At 57.6% G+C, this 20,826-nt stretch carries 15 protein-coding genes; 3 read left to right on the forward strand and 12 right to left on the reverse strand.

All coding sequences use genetic code 11. The annotated features are described in order from the left end of the window. The 3 genes from WCO56_01930 to WCO56_01940 form a co-directional block, all read right to left on the reverse strand. The coding region (locus WCO56_01930) for a hypothetical protein (GenBank protein ID MEI7728294.1) at positions 1–310 on the reverse strand (310 nt) is incomplete at its 3' end. Positions 311–484: 174 nt separating this feature from the next. Beyond that, entirely contained in the window at positions 485–940 is a 456-nt protein-coding gene (locus WCO56_01935; GenBank protein MEI7728295.1) for a hypothetical protein, read from the reverse strand. 209 nt (positions 941–1,149) lie between these two features. Then, entirely contained in the window at positions 1,150–2,478 is a 1,329-nt protein-coding gene (locus tag WCO56_01940; protein MEI7728296.1) for a Gfo/Idh/MocA family oxidoreductase, read from the reverse strand. A 459-nt stretch (positions 2,479–2,937) separates the two neighbouring features. Between WCO56_01940 and WCO56_01945 the strand changes: the two genes are divergently transcribed. Continuing rightward, positions 2,938–6,321 carry a hypothetical protein gene (locus WCO56_01945; protein ID MEI7728297.1) on the forward strand — a complete coding sequence of 1,128 codons (3,384 nt, stop codon included), beginning with the start codon at positions 2,938–2,940 and terminating at the stop codon, positions 6,319–6,321. 195 nt (positions 6,322–6,516) lie between these two features. Here the strand turns inward: WCO56_01945 and WCO56_01950 are convergent, their stop codons facing one another. Continuing rightward, positions 6,517–7,179, reverse strand: a complete 663-nt coding sequence (locus WCO56_01950; GenBank protein ID MEI7728298.1) for an NAD(P)H-dependent oxidoreductase — start codon at positions 7,177–7,179, stop codon at positions 6,517–6,519. Positions 7,180–7,406: 227 nt separating this feature from the next. On the opposite strand from WCO56_01950, the gene WCO56_01955 reads away from it, so the two are divergent. Continuing rightward, a complete protein-coding gene (locus WCO56_01955) occupies positions 7,407–8,741 on the forward strand; it encodes a Gfo/Idh/MocA family oxidoreductase (GenBank protein MEI7728299.1) in 1,335 nt (444 codons plus the stop codon). Between the two features lie 37 nt (positions 8,742–8,778). Here the strand turns inward: WCO56_01955 and WCO56_01960 are convergent, their stop codons facing one another. The 6 genes from WCO56_01960 to WCO56_01985 all read right to left on the reverse strand — a co-directional run bounded on the left by WCO56_01960 (position 8,779) and on the right by WCO56_01985 (position 18,871). Beyond that, on the reverse strand, positions 8,779–11,409 hold the full coding sequence (locus WCO56_01960) for a hypothetical protein (GenBank protein MEI7728300.1): 2,631 nt from the start codon (positions 11,407–11,409) through the stop codon (positions 8,779–8,781). A gap of 120 nt (positions 11,410–11,529) precedes the next feature. Continuing rightward, on the reverse strand, positions 11,530–12,342 hold the full coding sequence (locus tag WCO56_01965) for an acyl-CoA dehydratase activase (GenBank protein MEI7728301.1): 813 nt from the start codon (positions 12,340–12,342) through the stop codon (positions 11,530–11,532). A gap of 10 nt (positions 12,343–12,352) precedes the next feature. Continuing rightward, entirely contained in the window at positions 12,353–13,543 is a 1,191-nt protein-coding gene (locus WCO56_01970; protein MEI7728302.1) for a double-cubane-cluster-containing anaerobic reductase, read from the reverse strand. A 488-nt stretch (positions 13,544–14,031) separates the two neighbouring features. Further along, positions 14,032–17,457, reverse strand: a complete 3,426-nt coding sequence (locus tag WCO56_01975) for a tail fiber domain-containing protein (protein MEI7728303.1) — start codon at positions 17,455–17,457, stop codon at positions 14,032–14,034. Positions 17,458–17,859: 402 nt separating this feature from the next. Next, a complete protein-coding gene (locus WCO56_01980) occupies positions 17,860–18,393 on the reverse strand; it encodes a hypothetical protein (protein MEI7728304.1) in 534 nt (177 codons plus the stop codon). After that, positions 18,377–18,871, reverse strand: coding sequence for a hypothetical protein (locus tag WCO56_01985; protein MEI7728305.1), 495 nt, complete (start codon positions 18,869–18,871; stop codon positions 18,377–18,379). The genes WCO56_01980 and WCO56_01985 overlap by 17 nt, the downstream gene beginning before the upstream one ends. Before the next feature lie 133 nt (positions 18,872–19,004). On the opposite strand from WCO56_01985, the gene WCO56_01990 reads away from it, so the two are divergent. Further along, positions 19,005–19,148 (forward strand): hypothetical protein, encoded by a 144-nt coding sequence (locus WCO56_01990; GenBank protein ID MEI7728306.1) that lies wholly within the window; start codon positions 19,005–19,007, stop codon positions 19,146–19,148. 308 nt (positions 19,149–19,456) lie between these two features. On the opposite strand, the gene WCO56_01995 is transcribed toward WCO56_01990, so the two are convergent. Both WCO56_01995 and WCO56_02000 read right to left on the reverse strand, forming a co-directional pair. After that, the gene (locus WCO56_01995; protein MEI7728307.1) at positions 19,457–19,969 is read right to left on the reverse strand and encodes a PIN domain-containing protein; all 513 of its coding nucleotides are present in this window, start codon (positions 19,967–19,969) and stop codon (positions 19,457–19,459) included. 4 nt (positions 19,970–19,973) lie between these two features. Continuing rightward, positions 19,974–20,798: a hypothetical protein gene (locus WCO56_02000; GenBank protein ID MEI7728308.1), complete on the reverse strand. Its 825-nt coding sequence runs from the start codon at positions 20,796–20,798 to the stop codon at positions 19,974–19,976. Positions 20,799–20,826 lie beyond the last annotated feature (28 nt).

The following is a 20,826-nucleotide window of genomic DNA, read 5'->3' on the forward strand; positions in this document are numbered from 1 at the left end:
TCAAGGTGGCTCCGTAAGGGCCGGAATCCGGGCAGGTCGGCATCCGCTCCAGGAAAGATTCGTTCACCAGGTTGCTGACTTGAATGGCGGCATTCGGTTTCAGATGGTGGCGCTCCCGGTACGCTTCACAGGCGGCCAGGAACTGCCGCTGGTTCAAAAAACAAGTATTACAAGGTTCGTAGGGGCTGCAATGTGTCCGTGCTTTGACAAATTGGGGCACTATGATGGCCACGAGCAAACCGGCCGACGCGATGTATAAAACCACGCGCAGCCAAAACCCTTTGTCCCGCTTTTCTTTAACCTGGTTCATTGGTTGCTTTCACTGGTCGCTTTGCGGTAAACGAGTGCGGTTGGTGCCCGGTTTGCAAAAGGTCGCGAGCAGATTGTTCAGGCAGACGCGCTTGCCCGGCGTATAGGTGATCATAGTTTTAGCGCCGCAATACCCGGAGTTATGAGTACGAATCGTTTCGTTTGCTTATCCATTTTACATTCCTTGGCCAGGCGTTAAAGACACGGTACAAGTGAGGTTGGTGCCAAACTTGCGCGCATCATAGTTACCCTCGAAGAGCATGCTCAACGGCCTCTCCCAAGACTGGTAGTTTGGTGCAGAAACCTGAAGTTTGCCTCCCAGGTGATAGATCTCAGTGGTTTTAGTCGGCCCCAAACTCCGACGCCAGGTATCGGTCCGTTTGGCAAACCAATGCGATATATGTGCCAAACCGTCATTGCCGGTTGCTTGAACCGCACGCCGTTCCACATTTTCAATGGTGACGGTGAACGGCCCCGAAACCGGCTGCCCGTGTTGATCAAGAACCCGGATGTGGAAACAGAGGTCCCCGTAGCCAGTCGTGCTCGCTCCCCCGGGAATCACAAGATACCCGACCAGCAACAGCAGGGCGACGGAAACGCTTACCAGAAAAGTTTTCGACGGCCTCATCATAAAACAGCGGAGGATGCGACCAACTGGTTCATGCCTTTAATTTTTGCTCCCAACCCACGGTAAGCGGACGCGGCCAGCCGTCGCAATGCTCCCCATAGCGATGCATGGTCGGAGTATCATTGCTGAACTGATAAGAATTTGCTTTTGGCTCACTATGCATCTAGACGAGCCTACACCCACCCCAGTTGGGGAATCAATTATTGGCCGGATCAAACCTTCCAAGGGCTGCGGTAATCGCGCGTCAGCCATTTGGGATCGCTGGTGCTATCCGCGAACGCGAGCTTCTTGGGATCCCACTTGATCTTCTTGTTGTTGTAGTAGGCCTGGTTCATCAGGTGGCAGCAGATGGCTGAGCGGGCGCCGACCTGTTCGCTGGTGATCGGTTTCTTGCGGGACTTCACGCAGTCCATGAAATCAGCGATGTGGTTCTTGCTTTCGTAAAGCTTGATCTTGGCGTCCTTGAGGAACTCCTTTTCAGCAATTTGAACCTGGGCCGTGCAAGAGGTGTCTTTGTCTTCCTTGCCTTTATAGGAGGCGATGGTCTTGCCCTGGCGAACCACCACGAACTTACCGCGGTTGACCATGACTTCGCCCTCGCTGCCGAAAAAGTGCACGCCGAAACCATCCGCGTGCTTGACCGTGATGCCGTTGGCATAAACCAACGTCGCGCCGCGCTTGGCCCCGGCCTGCTCCGGCGGCAAGGCTTCCACCGGGCCGCTGGCGTCCATGCCCAGGCCCCATTGCGCGATATCGAGATGGTGCGCGCCCCAGTCCGTGACCATGCCGCCGCCAAATTCCCGATAGGTGCGCCAGTGCGGGAAATGGTTATGGATGCCGCGCGGACTCAAGGTGGAGTTATAGGGCCGCATGGGGGCCGGGCCAACCCATAGGTTCCAGTCCAGCCCCGGTTCTGCGGCTTCTTCCGGCAGATCGCACGGCACCCCGGGATCGCCAAACTGGCATTCGACGCGGCTGATCTTGCCGATGGCGCCGTTCTGCACCAACTCGCAGGCGATGCGGAATTCCTTGCTGGACCGCTGCATGGAGCCGGTCTGCAACACGCGCTTGTTGGCATCCACGGCGCTGAGCAGCGTGATGGATTCGTGCAGGTTGTGCGTGAGCGGTTTTTCGCAATAGACATCCTTGCCGGCGGTGAGCGCGGCCATGACGATGACGGTGTGCCAGTGGTCCGGCGTGGCAACGCAGACGGCATCAATATCCTTGCGGGCCATCAGTTCGCGGAAATCGTTGTACGATGCGCAGGCGCTCCCCTGTTCACCCTTCTTGCCGTAATTTTCGTCCACGCGTTTTTTGGCGGCTTCGCGGCGGGTGGTGTCCACGTCACACACGGCCAGCACTTTGGTTTCCTGGGAGAGGAAACCGCCCAACAAACCTTGCGCCTGTTTGCCCAAGCCGACGAAGCCCATCGTCAGTTTGCTGTTGGGTTTGGTATCCGCCGCCCAGATGCCAGAGGGCAGGATAAAGGGAACGCTGAGGGCAGCGGAGGTTTGGAAGAATGAACGACGTGAGAGTTGCATAGGGTTATTACTGGTTGGTTTAGTTGTTGTTCCGGGTTGCGTTTGGGAGACAGGCCACATACCGGGCCAACACCGCGCGCTGGCACCACCCGGTGCTGCAAGAGTTCGTGCTCGCAGTGTTTTCCATCGGCTCTAAATTTAAAGTCATGGCTGTCACGCGAAGGAGACTACTCCCCTTCCATTGGAAATGTCAAAACCTGAAAACGGAAACAGTCAGCGGCGGTGCAACCCTGGATAACGGATCGAGTCCGTTTTTTTGGATGGCAAAATTTTGAACCGGCATTATTGTATTCAGAAACCGTCAAAGCACAGTGGGACGGGCGCAGTCGTAATCAGCGCCATAAGCGATTTTAAACGAACAAGCCAATGAGACCGGGCGGCATAAAACAGGGGAGCCTGATTTTTGGATGGATGCTGGCAGCAGGGGTGACTCTGCTAGGTGCTGGCAAAGCATCCGATATGCCGATCGCGCCGGTCCCCAGCACAATCACCAACGAGTGTTATTCACTCACTTTGGCTGATGGCGGGGCGATGTTATTGACTCCAGGGATGTCGCCGCAGCGGATTATTCCGGAGTTCACCGTCCTGCTCAGCGAGCGGGACCCGGGGATATTCCGGAACTTTAATCATCCCAATCACCCCATCGCACCACGCCCGGCAGTCCGGTGGCGCAATGCCACCGAAACGGCGGAATCCTTGACCGCCTGGCTGGCTTCTCCGACTGTGCACGCCGGCATTCAATACGACGCCTCAGTCAGGAATGATCCGGTGGAGGGTTTGGTTTGGGAGTACCGGGACAAGACCGGGCGAACGGCCGTGCGGGTAGCGGGGAAATCCGGCGAAGGGGCAACCCGGCCATTCACAGTCGGGGAGAAGCGGATCGTGCGGGCTGCCAAAATCAGTGTGACAGCTCAAACCATAAGCTGGGAATTTGCGCCACAACCGGAATTCGCATTGTCCGCGACGCTCACGCTGCCCGCCGGGAACGGCGATCCGGAACTTTCCCTGGTGCTGACACCCAAGCAGAGCCGGTTCTTTTCCGTGGCGTTTACCGGTGCGCCAGCGACGCCGCGCACGAACCTGGTGCGCGCCCCGCAAGAATGCGCCGGACCTTATGGGCGGCAGGGCGACTTTGTGCTCAGCGAGGCGGATCTCAAATTACCACGGGTCTTTACCGCAACGAAAGAGGGCTGCTTTGCCTTGGTGGCGGCCCCATCCGAATGCCGGTTCCGCCTGCCCGCTCTGGAGGATTCCCGATTCGGGTTGATGCGGAGTTTTGACCAGGATGCGGTGCGCCCGGTCCTGATCGCCCCCTTGTTGGGCGGAGCGGAGTCACGGATGGTGGCCGGCAAGCCATGGAAGTTCACCATGCGTCTGGTGGCGAAGGCGGGGGATTGGAAAGTGCTGCAGCAGCATGTTGCATGCGGAATTTTTGGCCTGCATGACGACCGGGATAACTCGGGCCCCGGCTCCCTCAACGCCACCTTGGAGCGCGTCATGGATTTCCTGGATGATCGCAACGGGCATAACTACGCGATGTGGAGCGACGAGCAGAAGTATTACGATTATTTCACCGACCAGACCGGCGTCTTCAAACCGTTCTCCCCGCTTTACGGGCTGGGGGCTGCGCTGGCCACGGACGACGAGGCGTTTTTCCGCCGCCGGGTCCGGCCTGCGATCGAATTCGCGCTGTCACGGCGGTATAATTTGTTTGCCCCGTTCGAGGGGGTGAACCGCCGGATTGTGAAGGCCGCTGCCAGTAATGTTGGGGCTCCTTATATCGGCTACGCCCAACTGATTTCGCTCCATGAAATGCTCCAGCAACGGTCGCCGGTATTGCGGGCATTGGCGGACCAGAAGCCGGTGGCCACCATTCCCGATTTTTTGGCGCGTTGGCGGATTACGGGTAAACCAGCCGACCTTGAGGCGGCCTGGAAATCCGCCGATGGCCTGCTGAAAACCGGCAACGCCGGGGCCGAGCACGCACTGTTTGATTACCTGGAATTATACGATGCCACCAAGGATGCCCGCGCGTTGCGCGCTGTGGTCGAAGCCGCCTATGAGCGCACCGTCTCCCTGAACCTTTACCCGATGCCACCCGCGACCCAAGTCACGGTGGATGCCAAGGGCGTCGCACCGGTGCATCGGCACTCCTTTGGGCGGCACAAAAACATTTGGGGGTTCCTGGAACCCGTCCCCGTTCCTGCACCGGAAGTCACGGTGCCCGCCTGGCGTATCGCGCGGCTTGGTCTGGCTTCCCCGGCGTATCCGATTGAATACTGGATGAACACGCATGGCGCGTTGCTGCGCGCAGCAGCGGTGGCGGGCGACGACTTCCTCCGCGACGTGGCCCGGTGGGGCATGGTCGGACGCTTCGGCAATTATCCCGGCGACAATCGTTCCCACGACTCGCTGATCGCCGAGCGGCCGGATGCCGTCGAGACTCCGCCGTGGAACTGGAATTTTGCCACGGTGAATCCCGGTCATGCCTGGGACTTTGCCGGAGCCATCATTGACTGGCTGGTCAGCGATGCGTTTCACCGTTCTGGAGGCGCCATTGATTTCCCGGCCCACAGCGCGGCGGGCAGCCAATTCCGCGTGCGCCTGTACGGTGCGGCACCGGGGCATTTCTACGGCGAGACCAACGTGCATCTCTGGCTGCCCAAGGGGTTACTCGCCAGCGACGACCGGGAACTCGATTGGCTCGCCGCGTATGGCAACGGCCAGCTTTACCTTGCGTTCTTGAACCAATCCAGTCACGAAACCCGCGCTCAGATCCACCTGAAACCGGAACTTGCCGTCTGCCCCGATGGTCCGGCCCGGCAATGGCGGAACAATCAAATCGCTGAACCGCTTTTCGTGCAGGACAATCGCTTTGGCCTGGCTGTCCCGGCCAAAGGCATCGTCGCCCTGACAATTCCTGCGGCTGTCAAACCACGCTTCCAGGCCAATCTTTTGGCGGCCGACAACCCGGCGTTGGGTGCGGGCAGCTTCCAGCAGTTCCAAACCTCCTTCGGCCAGGTTCACGCCATGCTTTTGCGTGCCGGAAAAGGCCTGACAAGTGCGTATATTTACACCGATGCCTCCGCCGAAGACGTCATCGCCGCCCGCCTGCTCTGGCGGCAGGGAGCAGGCGCATGGCATGAAATGACCGATGCCATCTTCCCCTACGAATTCTCGATTGAACTCAGTGATGACGGCGGCGATTTTCAATGTTGCTTTGAAGTGGAAGACACCCAACAGAAAATTCAGAATTCGCCGGTCCTCGTCCTGAAACTCACGGGCGGTCCCGCCGCACCGGCTGGTCCGCCGCCGTTGGCATCCTCTCCTTTCATCGCCCCCTTCCCGCGCAAACGTTCGCCGGCTCCAGAAAGCTTCCGGGTCAGCGATGATTTTCTCGGCTACCTCAAGGGCGCGGCCAATCCGCAACAACTCGGCTTGCGCGGCGGGCGCTTCTACCCCTATTCGACTCCGTTGGGTCGGCGGATCGCCTATGGTCTTGAGGTTTGGGACAAGGCGCTTTACGCCCAAGGCTGCACTCCCGCCGAAGCCACTGCCCGGCTGCGCGCCGAACTCGCCCAGTGCGCCGGAGAACTCACCGAACGGCTGGCCCGTCAACCCAACCCGGTGAGCTACGACCGGCTCCCTGATTCACAGCGCGAACTCCTGCTAGACTTCGCCCTTTCCGAAACCACTGTGCGCATCCCTGCGAATGTTCTGGCGGCCATCCTTGCCAATGATTGGCGCGCCTTGAAAACCAATCACGCTTATATCCGCTACGCCGGCAACGCTCCCGACCACAACCGCAACCTGGCCTTTGCCCGGCGCTGGAAGCTGCTTTGACGAAACCGGCATTGACCCTCAGGGCCGGACGAGCACCACGCGGGAGCCGAGGAAAGGGTACGGAACCACAGGCCCTCCCACCTCGTAGTATTCGTAACGCACCAACGCGCTTGATGCAGCCCTGCATCACCATCCCAAGGCACTGGAGATAGTGATGGGAACAGTCGCCATTGGTCATCCAACCATGACAGTCAATCAAATCCGCTCGATCAGTATTTCTTGCGGTAAGCGGACTTTGGGGGCGCGCGCGTAGTTATCGGTGGCCGAGCGGTAGCCCAAGGCGCACGCCACCACGGCTTGGTAACCGGAATTGTTCAGGCCAAGGATTTCATTATACTTGTCCGGGGCAAAGCCTTCCATGGGGCAGGCGTCCACCCCGACCAAGGCGGCGGCGGTGAGCAGGTTGCCGAGCGCAATATAGGCTTGGCGTGCCGTCCAGTGATCCAGTTTTTGGGAAAGTGGTCCCTGGATTGAACCTACCATCATGTCGCGGTAGCCCTTCAGTGAACCGGCATCCACCTTGCGCACGGCGGCAATCCGGTTGACATACTGATCCACATACTCCACCGGGACCTGGGTGCGGGCGGCGAACACCACGTAATGAGAGCAATCCACCACCTGTTTTTGGCCCCAGGAATGCGGTACCAATTTTTCTCGCACGAACGAATCGGTGATGATCAGGAATTTGTACGGTTGCAGCCCAAAGGAGGAGGGCGAAAGCACCAGGGCGCGTTCCAGATCCATCCAAAGTTCACCAGGAATTTTTCGGGCAGAATCAAAGGCTTTGGTGGCGTAGCGCCATTCCAAGGCGCCAATCAGTTGGCTCGGCGAGATGGCCGGGGTGTGGGCAGTACTCATAGTTATATTATGTTTCCATGTTGCTAACTTTTAAAAACCATTGCTGCCAATATAGCCTGCTTTTATAAAATGGCATGTTTCTTGTTGAATCCCGACGGACTGCCCGACACTGGGTGTTACAATGCCTTGAGCCGTAATTCCGTATGACTGACAAGCCTTGGTGGTTAAAGGGTGTGGCGAACCAAGAAACTTGAATTATTGCGCCAAGAAAAACGTCAAGCAGTAGCATGAAGCAAACACGTCGAACATTCTTTCGGGTCAGTGGAACCGCCGTAACCGCGTTTTCCATCGTCCCGCGCCATGTGCTGGCCGCCAGCGGGCAAACGCCACCCAGTGAAAAATTGAACATTGCCTCCATCGGTGTCGGCGGCATGGGGGCGGGCGATGTCGGTTCGGTGGGTGCCAGCAATAATCTGGTGGCGCTGTGCGACGCGGATCAGGTGCGGAGTGATGCCTCCCAGAAAAAATTCCCAAACGCGCGCCGGTACCAGGATTTCCGGAAGATGTTTGATGAGCAGGAAAAGAACATGGATGCCGTCACGGTATCCACGCCGGACCACACCCACGCGGTGGCGGTGATGGCCGCCATTAAACGCCGCAAGCATGTGTATTGTCAGAAACCGTTGGCGCATTCGGTGTATGAGGTGCGTCAACTGATGAAGGCCGCCAAGGAGTACAAGGTGGTGACCCAGTTGGGCAACCAGGGGCACTCCTCGGATTCCATCCGCCAATGCTGCGAGATGATCTGGGCGGGCGCGGTTGGCAAGGTACACACCATTCATGCCGGGTGTTCGGCGGTGAATTCCGCCTTGGATCAGTTGCCCAAGCTGGCAGAAACCAACCCTGTGCCGCCCACGCTGAATTGGGATGTCTGGCTGGGGCCCGCGAAGCAGCGTCCGTATCATCCGTCCTATTTGCCGGGGCGCTGGCGCGGATGGACGCCCTTTGGCAATGGGACCATCGGGGATTGGACCTGCCATGTGATTGATCCCGTGTTCTGGGCGCTGGATCTGGGTGCGCCGTCCACCATCCAGGCGCAAGTAAAGGATTACGATCCCAAAACCCAGAGCGATGCTTTCCCCAAAGGGGACATCATCACCTATGAATTCCCAGCCAAAGGCCCGCGCGGCCCCGTCAAACTCGTGTGGCACAGCGGCACGGAGAAAATCCCGCGCCCGGCCGAGCTGGAAGCCGATCAGAAGTTGGATACCGGCGCGGTGGTCCTGGGGGACAAGGGAACCATGGTCTATGGGTCGCACGGTGCCAGCCATGTCCGGCTGATACCCGAGACGCGGATGGACGCCTATCAACGGCCCGAGAAAACCATCCCGCGCGTCAAAGAACACCACGCGGACTGGTTGAACGCAATCCGCTCTGGCGGCAAGGCCGGCTCCGATTTCGCTTACGGAGGACCGTTATCGGAAATCGCCATGCTGGGCGTGATCGCCCTCAAGTATCCGGGAAATAAGCTGGTTTGGGATGCGGACGCCATGCGCTTTACGAATTTCGCCGACGCCAACCAGCATCTCAACCCGCCCTATCGCGCCGGTTGGTCGTTGTAAACGTTACCGGAATTCGACCAGGGTCGCCATCCGTCATTTACAGGGACGGCGTTACAACGGCCGTTCCAGTGGAGGCGTGTGGCGCATTCCCGGCGCGCACTTCGGTCGGCGGCTTGTAATAGAAGGAATCCCAGTAGGCGCGGTCGGTGGCATAGATATCCACAGGTGTATTGGGGCCCAAATCTTTGGGCAGGATGCCGAAGCGTTGCATTTCGCGAAGGTAATGTTCGTTGGGGCGGAAGCCGGGCATATCAAACCGCTTGCCTTGTTCCAGACGATCATGGGCATTTTGCAACATGGCGAGCATGGATTTGTAGAGCGGATCATTCTTATCCTTGAAGCTGACCTGCTTGCACAGTCCCAAGCCACCCGCCTCTTTGGCCAGCGGCGCACGCACGATCAAGGCGCGCTCCGGGTTTGAGATATTCTGGATTGATTCAAGGGCATGACCGTACCTTCCGAGAATGGTCAAGGCGGTGAACTCCTTGCCGAGGCGGTCTTTGTGCGTGACGGAGTGGCAGGAACCACAGCGCTGCATGACTTGCGGGCTGCCGCCCACACCCACGGGATAACTGCCACAGCCCAAGGAGGCATAGGTGCCGGGATACGTGGCGCTGGTTTCGATCCAAAGCCGTAACAATTTCATTTCATGCTCCGTGAGCTTGGCATTGTAATGGCTGCCATCCGCCAGTTTCATGAGGCGACTGGCCGCGCTGCCGTAGCTGTAAGGTTCCCGGTTGCCATGGGGTTGGTTCCGCCCATCGGTGACGAGTCCGCGCTGGTTGATCGTCCAATAGCTGATGGTGTACATCGAGGTTTTATCCCCGCACAAATCCACCTTGCCATCCCGCTTGTCCGAGTTGTGGCAACTGACGCAACGACGGTCCAGGATGGGCTGAATATCCCGTGGAAAATCCAACACGGACGGCACATCCTTGATGGGTTTGACCGGGACCGGCAATTTTTTCATGGCCATCAGGGAAAGGTTGTTGGGGAGCGCGGCCTGGGTGCGTTGCTCATGGCAGCCGACGCAACCCGTGGTTTCGCCGGGTTGCAGCGTGACGAAGCTATGCATGCGTTTGACCGAGCGGTCATTCTCATCCAGGGCCACAAAGAACAGGGAGCGCAAGGCCGGCAATTCCAGAAATGCCGAGCCATCCGGTTCCACCGGCGCTTCGCCAACGATTTCGGCCAGGGTGAACGAACCGCCAATGGTCAGCGGCTCCATGCCGCCGGAGAAGTTGACGGGCTTGGGCAGTTGCTGGAGCACCAACAGCTTCTTGATGCTGCCGCGCTTGACGCCCGACATGTTGCGCCCGGTATAAATGTCTTGCAGGAATAGCCGCCCCGTGGCTTGTGACAATTCCACGCGGGCCGGAATGACGCGTTCCCGTTCGCGCGGCTGGATGGGCCGCGGTTCATGGCATTGCAACTGTTTCGGGTCGTCAGGCAGGGCGAAAATACGTTCCGCGTTGCCCTCGCCATCCATCACAAACAAACCCTTGGCGTGCGCCACTAGAAAACACGTTTCGGTGACGGGATAGGGATCCTTGTAGTCACCGCTCTTGCTGACAGTGCGATAAGAAGTGGGATCATCCGGCCCGTTTGAGCCATCCAGAATGGTGATGGGGCCCAAGTGTTCCGGTCGGCCATGGCCGGGGGAAAAACTGGCGACAATCTTGGTGGTGCCGGGAATCGGCTTGGCATCCAGCATCACCATGCCTCCCTTCATATTACCGAAAAACACATTCTGGCTGGTGCCATCCGGGTTCATAGTCCAGAGATGGTGGAAATCCAACTGGCTGCGGTCCACGTATTCCCAACGCATGTAGAGAAGGCGGCCATCCGGTAACACCCACGGGGTATTGTCGTGGTCGTTATTGGTGGACAACATGCGCACGTTTTTCCCATCCCCGTCGCACCGATGCAAGGTGGCCACACGCGTGTGCCAGCAATTCACATAGCGGCGACAACGGGACGAGGTGAACACGATGGAGCCATCAGGACAATACGTGGGTTCAATGTCGTCGTCCGGCCCATCCGTCAACTGCCTCAGGCCGGTGCCATCCACGTTGATTTCGTAGAGATGGAAAGGATGCTCTCCGCCCTTGCGATAGGCAAAGAGGATCTTGTTGCCGTCATAGTGAACCTGCGGATCACGGATACCCCCTTTGGGGTCCGCAAGAATATCCTTTACCGCGCCCGTGCGCAGATTCATGCGGCATAGCCGGCCACCTTCACCGTAGCCCCAATAAACCCCATCCTCTTTTTTGAATCCAAGAGTTTGCGCTTCCTCCGAGTAATCCGCATAATTTCCAAAGGTAACATACCAATGGTCGCGTCCCGGCACCCGCACTGCAAATACGATTTCCTCCGTATCCTTTAACGGGCCGGCCAGCATTTGCTTTAATAGCGGGCCGGGGTATTCCGCGGGGAACGTCATGCCGGGCGGAGTATAGGCCTTGCCCGCTTTGGCCGCCGGCTTGGCAGGCGCGGCAGTCACGGCTGTCTGCGGCTTGGCGGCGGCCGGTGCTTTGGCCGCAACCGCGTTGGTCTTACTGGCGGAATTGAGCGGGCCGGGCGCCGACTGAACGGCGGCCGCCAATGCCACCACCGCACCCACGGTGAGCCAGCGCTTCCCGAGCTTCAAGTTTGCAAACATTTTCATCGTGATACCCGCATTATTCAAACACTTTGGCTGTATTGGTTAAATACTTTCCCCGGTTCCCGCAGCTAGGCAAGCCAAAGGTACGGGTACTTACCATGGTTAGACTTAAACTGGACCAACTTATTCATTGGGCAGGCGGTTACCACCGCCACCGCCTAGTCCGTTACCTTTTTTTCCGGCGAGAATGGCGGCGCCGAGCGCGCCGGTGAATTGCGGTTGCGGGACCAACTGCACCGGGCAGCCCAGGGCCTGCTCCAGCGCGCGCAGCATGCCCGGTTGCAAGGCCACGCCCCCCGTGAAATAGACCGGCGGCACAATGGCGCGGCCCACCAGCGTCGTCACGCGCATGGCAATGGCGTTCTGCACACCGGCGGCAATGTCCGGCGCGGACACGCCCTCGGCCAGCAGGCCGATGATTTCCGTTTCGGCAAAGACCACGCACATGCTGCTGATGGTGGCCGGGGCGCGGCTGGCCCGGCAAAGGGCGTCGAGTGCGGCAATGTCCACGCCGAGCCGCGAGGCGACAACTTCCAGGAACCGTCCGCTCCCGGCGGCGCAGCGATCGTTCATCGCAAAATCCCGCACCCGCCCGCCGTCTTCCAGACTGATGCTCTTGCTGTCCTGTCCGCCGATTTCAAGGATCGTGCGGGCCGCCGGCGCGAGGAAATAGACACCCTGCGCGTGGCAGGTGATCTCGGTGATGGTGGTGTTCGCAAACCGGATGGCGTTGCGCCCGTAGCCGGTGGCAACGACCGGAATGCCGTCCCGCTCCACGCCCGCGTCGCGCAAGGCTTGCTGGAAAAGTTTTTCCGAGAGTTTCTGCTGCTCGACACCCTGGTCCGCGATGGCGGTGGCCAGGATTTTCGATTGCGCGGTGTCGAACACCACGACCTTGATCGCCCGCGATCCTGCATCGATTCCCGCGCAAATCATAAGGTTTGGTTCATAGGCGAGCCCGGACGGTTTCCATCAGCGCCTCCAGGCGCGCGGTGAGGCGCGCGGAATCGGCGGGGGAATAATCCGTGGTGATTTTCAAGTATGGGTGGTGCAAGGTATCCTCGGTGAACGTGCGCACGCGATAGGATTCCACATCGTAAGTGAGGCAGGCCTGCCAGATGAGTTCAATCACGCAGTGGGGCCGGAATTGGGCCGCCAGCGCGCGTAGGGTATCGAAGCGCCCGGTGTTGGGGGTCATCACGGAGCAGGGCAGGTGATAATATTTGCGCGCGAGGCTCCGGATGGGGTCAGGGTCATCCTCCGCCACATCTTCCAGGATCGGTTTCAGGCCGGTGCAGTTCTCCTGGCAGACGACGATTGCGCCGCAGGCTTCAATGAGTTCCAGCACGCGCTCCGCCCCGTGAGCCATCGGCACACCGGTGAGCAACACGCGCACCGGCGCTTTGCGCGGCGGGGCGGCGGGTTCATGAAGACCCTCATGGACGTGCCGCAGAATGGCCTCGTATTGCTCCAAGTCCGCCGAGATGCCCGAGATGAGACTTTTGAGGTCCAGCAATTGCCGTCCCGAGAAGGGCGGGATGTCTAGCGCCATCAGCTCGGCGAGTTGCCGACGCAAGGCGCGCTCGCGATTCATCACGCGGATGGCATCGCGCAGGCGGTCATCGGTAACTTGCACCTGGAACTGCGCTTCCAGAAACCGCATGAACTTCCGCAATTCCTCCGTCCAATGCTCCAGCGCCCCGGCGTCCTCGGATTTTTGCGGCAGTTCGAGCACGTACATGGGCTTGGTGGCGGCCATCAACTCGAACATCTTCTTTTTGCCATCGCACGTCGTCTCCGCGACTACCAGGCTGGCCCAGTTGAGAAATGGATTCGAGGCTTTAACCAGGTAACCGTAGGTGGATTTGATCAGGGGACACAGGTTGGCTGGCAAATACTGTTCGGCGACGGCCACGGTCTCGGCGGACCCGCCGCATAGACATACCGGGACTCCCCCGGCTGCCATGATAATCTCCCGCGGAGTGAATTCGCACATTATGCCGACGATGGGTTGCCCCCGTGCATGGGCCGCCTCGGCGTAGTCGTAGCAATGATCCAACATGGCGTCAAAATAACGCCAGGGACTGGATTTCCCCGGCGAATCGAGGTGGGCCGGTGTGCACGTGGTATCAGTCATACCTTGTTAGTTTGCCCGGCTGGGATTCACACTTCGTTTCATGCCGGAAGTGTACTCCCGACCGGTGATTTCGTAAAGCCCGGGTTTTGTCCCCTGTGACTGAGACCGCGTAGGCGACGACGTCAGACGCTGACTGAGCCCTCTTTCTGAACAAATTAACGTCTGCTTACGTCGGCTCCTACCATTGGAAAAACTGATAAGTCATTGGGGTGCACTACCACAAATATATATTGCGTTTTTTGCGCCTTTTCGCGGCTATGAATGTGTTCTGTCCCGGCATCCTGGCAGTAATCACATGAGTTTGAGTTCTTTTTTGATGTAAGCGAGGGTTTCAGGGCGGAGACCGGCTTCGCCGCGGTGTGGCGGCAAGGGTGGACTGACGTCCGTATTGGAGGTTTTGGCCAGTTATTTGTCCCGGAGCGCGAAGTGGGTGAGGGGGAAGGTTGGAGGTTGAATTCCAACAGCTACGGTTTTCATCAACTCGTTCGTCAAGGTTTATCGTTGCAAATAATCCGTTCCAACTTCTCCAGCCGCTGATTCAATAATTGAAGTTGGGTGTCCCGAGTTGTGATTTCCCGCTGCTGCTCCTTGAGCGCCTCGACCAACACCGGGATTAACATGCTGTAAGCAATTGAATAGTAACCCTCCGCATCCTGGGAAACTGCTTCCGGGACGATGTCCTTGATTTCCTGGGCTACAAAACCCAGTTGTGCTCTGTTATCGAAATGCATTTGGGGATTCTCCTTGGTACGCCAGTCGAACTGCACTCCACGCATGGCCTGGATCTTGTCCAAGGCTCCCGACAGCCGGACGACATTGGTTTTAAATCGGGCGTCCGAGAGATTGTTATAAGCACCAACTCCGGCTACGCTGCCATTAACCTGCAAAGAATAGGACGGGGCGGATACGCCAATGCCCACCGGGCCGTTGTTGACGCTCAACCCGCCCGTAATGCGGGCACCTCCGCTGGCCGTGAGGCCACCCCGCACATCGAGGCTATTTCCCACTTTCACCGCGTCCCGGGTTTGCAGCGAACCCACCTCCAGGAGTCCTGCCTCCAACTGTTGGACAAAGGCCCCGCCAAGGTCGAATGCCTGCAGGCTGCCGTCACTATAATTGACGACATAGGCATATCGTCCCGAAACCGCCAGGCCATGAGGTCCGTTGCCCGTGTTCACTGTACCCAGGCTGACCGCATAGTACGGAATGCTAATGTCGAAGAGTTGCAGCGTACTGCTGCCAAAATTCGCCACGTAGGCAAAGCGCCCGGCTACCACGATGGAATACGGTGTATTGCCGGTGCCCGCCGCGCCGATCATGGCGGGCGCGGCAGGATTGCCTACATCAAAGGTCCGTAGCAGGCTTCCCTGCAAGACGTACGCATAACGTCCCGATACCGCGATGCAAGTCGGCGAAACGACCACGGCAGAACCGACGACGACCGGCGCGGAAGCATTGCTCACATTGATGACTTGCAAAGCACCGGCATTGCAAAGCACATAAGCGTAACAGCCGGAAACCGCCACCGACACCGGCTGATTGGAGGTTCCCACCAACCCCACGCTGGCAGGAGCCGCGGGATTGCCCACGTCGATGATTTGCAGGGTGTTGCTACCCAAGTTTGCAACATAGGCATAGTGCCCCGAAACCGCCAACGCATTGGGGCTACTGCCGGCGCCCATGTTGATTGAACCAACGCTAACCGGTGCGGATGGGTTGCTAACGTCGATGACTTGTAAGGTGTTGCCACCTGCGTTCGCCACATAGGCGTAGCGCCCCGCCACCGTGACAGCCCAGGGGCTATTACCCGTCGCCACCGTGCCTAGACTGGCCGGAGCGGCGGGCGTGTTCACGTCGAAAATCTGAAGCGTGTTGCTGGAAGAGTTTACCACGTAGGCGTAGCGGCCCGAAACCGCCACAGTACTGGGATTAGATCCAGCCCCAGTGCTTGTCGAGGCAAGTCCGGAGGCAGGCACATTTGGCGGCACGGTAAATGGAGCGACGAGATTGGTCGGACCGATGGCCAGCGAATTTGCATTGATGGCAGTCGGAAACACAATGTTGAGGCTACTCAATCCTGCTCCGTTACCGATAAACGATCCCAAAAAATTACCCGCCGAAACTGTGCCATTATCCACGCTCAACCCTCCTGAAATTCGCGCACTTCCACTAACCGTCAGCCCACCACTAACATCGAGATTTTTACCCACCGACACTGTGTCGCGGGATTGCAGGGTCCCCGTGACTGTCGTTCCGGCTTCGAAGTGCTGCAAATACGCGCCACCCAATTCATACACCTGCAATGTATTGGATAGTATGTTGACCATGTAGGCATAGCGTCCGGCTACGGCCACCGCCATGGGGCCGCCGGTCCCGGTGCTGGTTGTTCCTGCGCTGGCCGGCGCGGCCGGATTACTGACATCAAAAACCTGAAGCGTGTTGGCACTGTAGCTGACAATGTAGGCATACCGCCCCGCTACCGCAACACAATGCGCGTTGGCACCAATGCTAGCCGAACCGACACTGGCGGGCAGCGGATAGTTACTGAGATCAAAGATTTGGAACCGGCCGCTGTTGCCCGTGACATAGGCATAACGTCCCGCCACCGCGATGGACAGCGGCATATTACTGGTTGTCACGGAGCCAAGGCTGACGGGGGCGGCGGGATTGGCCACATTGAATACTTGAAGGGTGTTGGAACCTGAATTGACCACATAGGCATATCTGCCATTCAAGGCGATGGCGGCGGGATTGCTGTCGGTGCCCACCGAGCCGACACTGATCGGTGCCGTCGGATTACCGACATCAAAGATGTTGAGGGTGTTGCCGCCGGAATAAAGCACGTACGCATAACGGCCGGCGACAGCGATGGACTGCGCGTTATTACCCACCCCCGCTGACCCTGCGAGGACGGGAGCAGAGGGGTTGCTTACGTCAACGATGCGCAGGTTGTTGCCTCCCATGTTCACTACGTACGCATAACGGCCGGCCACCGCCAGGGACGTGGGCAACCCTCCGCCACCACCGACTAAAACCCCACCCAAACCTATGGGATTGGCAGGCAGGCTGACATCGGAAATGCGAAGATAACCGCTTTGGTCCACCAGGTAGGCAAAGTTACCAACCACCGTCAAGGCCACCGGGGACAGCGCTGCTGAAATCGAAGACACGGCACTGGCTGGAAGGTTTGGCGGTACGGTCAGCGCCGAAATTTGATTGGTCCCTCCCACGGTCAGGGTGGCCCCATTGTTCGTCACCACTGCCGCCGGCAGTTGGGCTAGTGATAGCGTACCGCTGATTTGAGTTGCCTGCAGCGATCCGCTTAACTGGGTCGCGGGCAGTGTGCCAGACAGATTGCCTGCCGCATTAGCAAACATCGCATAGGGGGTGGGAGTGATTTTTTGCCTGGGAGCCAGGATGGTGAAGGCCCCGCCACCATTGGTGCGGACGCCAATTTCCAACCACCGGTCCGGCCCGGTAAAGGTGGCGCCAAAATCGAGCGTGACCAGAAACACTCCATTGGTTACCGGCATTGCTGCATTCGTAATGACCGTGCCGACTTGGCCAACCCCGTTGCTGACACTGCACAGGGTGAAAGTCAGGTCGTAGATACCAGTGACGGGATTCGCGCTGTTGCTCAAGCGTCCTTGGTAGGTGAATGCGGTCCCTTGCGCCAAAAGCGGCAGTGGAAACGCGAGGGCCATGGTCGCCAGTGCAAGGAGTTGAATGCGGACAACCCATGCTGGTGATAGAAAATCAGTTGCTCGCGCCCTTTCCGCTGCGATCTGCCGCTGTTTGGAGGTGGTGCGGGAGCCAACTGGGTCTTCCAAGCCTTCGTACACGCGTGTTGTCATAAAACTCATGGAGTTGGTTTTACCTCCTGTCTCCGGACTGGCCGCGATGCGATTATTCATAAATTGTAATAGCGTCTCTACCTGCAGAATTGCACCGATCTACTATAAACTGCCATCATAGTCATGATAAAAAATCCTTATGTCAAACAAATAATTGCAAAATCCGAGATTGCACGGTTGGAATGTGAAGCGATTGGTGCTCAACGGTTTGCGTCATCGCCGTCGTTGTCAGAACCTGATGCTGATAGAAATTGCTTTTTGGCACATTTGATGCTTACATTTGTTGCGGTGCGGTAAGGACCGGCAGAAATATGAAGACAGGATGGACGGGATGGACGGCAGGGATAAGTCACCAGTGAACAGTAACCAGTAATCAGTAAAAAGGAATGGGAAGGATGGGACGCATGGGAGCGATGGGGCGGATAGGCGAACCCCTTTTAGAACCCCTTTTACGAAAGGGTGCTAATCGTCGAGTGGAGTAACTATATCCAATTGCTCTAGGAACTGCCATATTGCGCGCTTCACGACCCGCGGCAGATTCACGCCATTGGGGTTATGGCTTATCCCCTTAATCCCTGTGGGCCTCACAAATGCCGCATCTGATTTAGGCAATAACTGAACACGCTCAAAGCAAATGAGCTTGATTTTTGGCTTCTTATCAATCTCTCTCCGGTATCTGATGACATAGCACAAAACATGCGATCTTGCTCGTTCTCGTGGCATCGCCACAAGCCTCTGCAAAGCCGGTTCACTCCCAAAATTGTGTGCCAGATTTTGGCCTGGTTTCAGACTATTGGCAAGCATCTGCTCGCTAATCTCGTAAACCGGATTCGTCAATGCTCCGGTGCTATCCAAGGCGGCCTCTAACCGCATAAGCACCTGCAAATCACAGATTGCTACTGCACCCACGTTCTTGAATGTGATCTTCGTCTGATTGGTGAAGAAAGCTTGGCTTAGACGTTCCAACTGAGAGGTTGTGTTATTTTCGAGGTCCAAGACATTTGCTATCGGGATACCGGATAAGTAATTTGTGACTAGTTTTATATTTATTTATCCCCGGAAGATCAAAAGCTAGCGGCTCGCATGAAAACTCAAGCCGCGGTTCAACCGATGACTCCATCTGCTCCTTAGCAATTTTGAGTGACTGGATCATCAATACGGCGATGATAACACCAACAACCGCACAAACCGCCTGAATGACGGCGCTGTCGTCTCTAAGCCATTGCAGTAGCTTTCTTTTAAGCCCTCCAAGACACTGCAGTAGCTTTCCCATAAGGTTTCCAAGACATTGCAGCAGCTTTCTCATAAGTATCATAATGGAAACCACCGGGACCTGTCCATCGCTGAATCCGAACAGTATTGTTGAACTGATAGGAATTTGTTTTTTGGCACATTTGATGCTTTCACTTGTCGCGTTGCGGTAGTGTGGCAAGGCGGCGCGATCCGAAGACGCGCTGAAAGAAGGAAAAATCAAACATAGTCATGCTAAACCCGAACAGCCGAAGGCTCGGCCGGGGCTCACGTTCCTACCGGACCAGACTCCGGTGAAATACCAGCCGTGTCCGTGGAAGAAAAATGCACTACGGCATTCCTACATTTCCTACCGCGTGGCGGAGGTTCAGGATGTGCCGAAGGTGGCGCTGGAGGCGGGGAACTCGGGGCAAATGATTTTCCAGCATTATCGCGAGCTGGTGCAGGCAAAGGACGCGAAGGAATGGTTTGGCATCTTTCCCAATAAAACTGAGACCTGAGGGCTGAAACGTGATGGTGGAAAGAAAATAGCCCGGACACTACTCCGGGCTTCTTCAACAACACTGTGTTTTCCGTTGGGTCACTACTCCCAACACCTTTAGATTAACACACCCGGGATTTTCGTCTTGTCACCAGTGCTGGGGACAAAAACTTTACCAGGGATGCATCTGGTCAAGCCAAGCGGCGGAAAACTGATGACTGGCGCTGCATCGAGTCGGTGCGAATTGACCGCGATATGTTTGAACGCCAATGGTGGGGTGATCCCTGAAAAATTTAACGCTGTAATGGTGTGTGGAAAGTAGAAATGTTATGACGGCGTGGACGATGGCGGCAGGCGAAGCTCATCCTGGGCCGGTGCCGCGATGCGACCGGGAGTAAAACCTTCGGAGAGCAACAGCACCCGAACGCTCACCTGGCCACGCTCGCGCAACCGGTCAGTCAGGCGCGACAGCGTGTTGCGGTCTTCCGTCAAAATAACGGGAATGCCATCATCCTCCGCCTGGGCCAGAATTTTCAGGTCGTTGATGATAATCGGGCGGCGGTCTTCAACGGGCGAAGCGCTGTCCTCGCGAACCGCCCGCAACAAGGCCGCCGCGCGAATCGCGTGCGGTAGATTGTAGGGCTGGATGCGGAAATTCTGGAGCGGCAAATCACTGACCGGCTGCTTCACTTCAAATTCGCCAGCGGCAACCGTGGAAAGCCACATGGGAATGCGTTGCGTGAGGCAATGGCGAAAATATTCCAACGCCACGGCATGATGCACCCGGCCCGGATCGGCAAACGTGATCAAAAAACTGGTGTCGAGCGAAACCTGAAGCATAGCGTCATTTATTCCCCCGGAGCGATTCCACCCAACCCGCCGCCGACGTCACATCGCGCCATGCTTCGCGGCCTTTCTGCCAAAGATTCGCCAGCGCGCGTTCGTCCACTTCGGACGCATTGGCAAGAAATTGAATCAGGCGGACATCGCGCAACGCCTTGGTGCGTATATGCTGCTCGGCCTGCACCCGAAGCGTGACGTCCTTGTAAAGCTGGTTTTCCTTTTCGCCGCCAAGCTGCTGTTCTGTGGCACTGATGCGCACGGTCTGGCCGGAATCCCCCAAAACCAAATGCACATTGGGGTCTTGCTTGCCGCCAGCGTTGACCACCTTGCCGGTCAAATACTTTTCCACACTCACCCAGGCATTCTCGCTGCCATGTTGAAACTGGCTGTTGTTCGCAATCCGCAGGGGACGCCGAACGGAATCGGTTTGAATGGAATAGGCGCGGCTGGGATACCGGCGGGTCCGCGATTGCCATTGCTCAATCACCTCGGCGCGGCGTGGCTGGATGGCGTCCAAATCTCCGGTATCATCAAGTTTCGCCAGATCACTACGGACATCCGCCGCCAAAAGCTGGGCCACCAGGGCAATCAATTTTACCGAACCTTCTTCGATGCGAACGCGGGAATCGCTGAGGCTGGCGTCCTTCACATCACCCTTGATGAGTTTTTCGACCTCTTCCAAAAAGCCGCGCAAGGTCGGCAGATCCACCGTGGCCGGGGTCAACGGGCGGTTGTCGATCACATCATTGAGTGAAAACTCAAGCTCTGTCAGTTCACCGGGCATATTGTTCGCAACAAAAGTATCGTCCGCGCAATCGAGTTTCACAAGTGGATTTACAGATAGGAATTTTCTT

The organism is Verrucomicrobiota bacterium, from assembly GCA_037139415.1.
Lineage (GTDB): Bacteria > Verrucomicrobiota > Verrucomicrobiia > Limisphaerales > Fontisphaeraceae > JBAXGN01.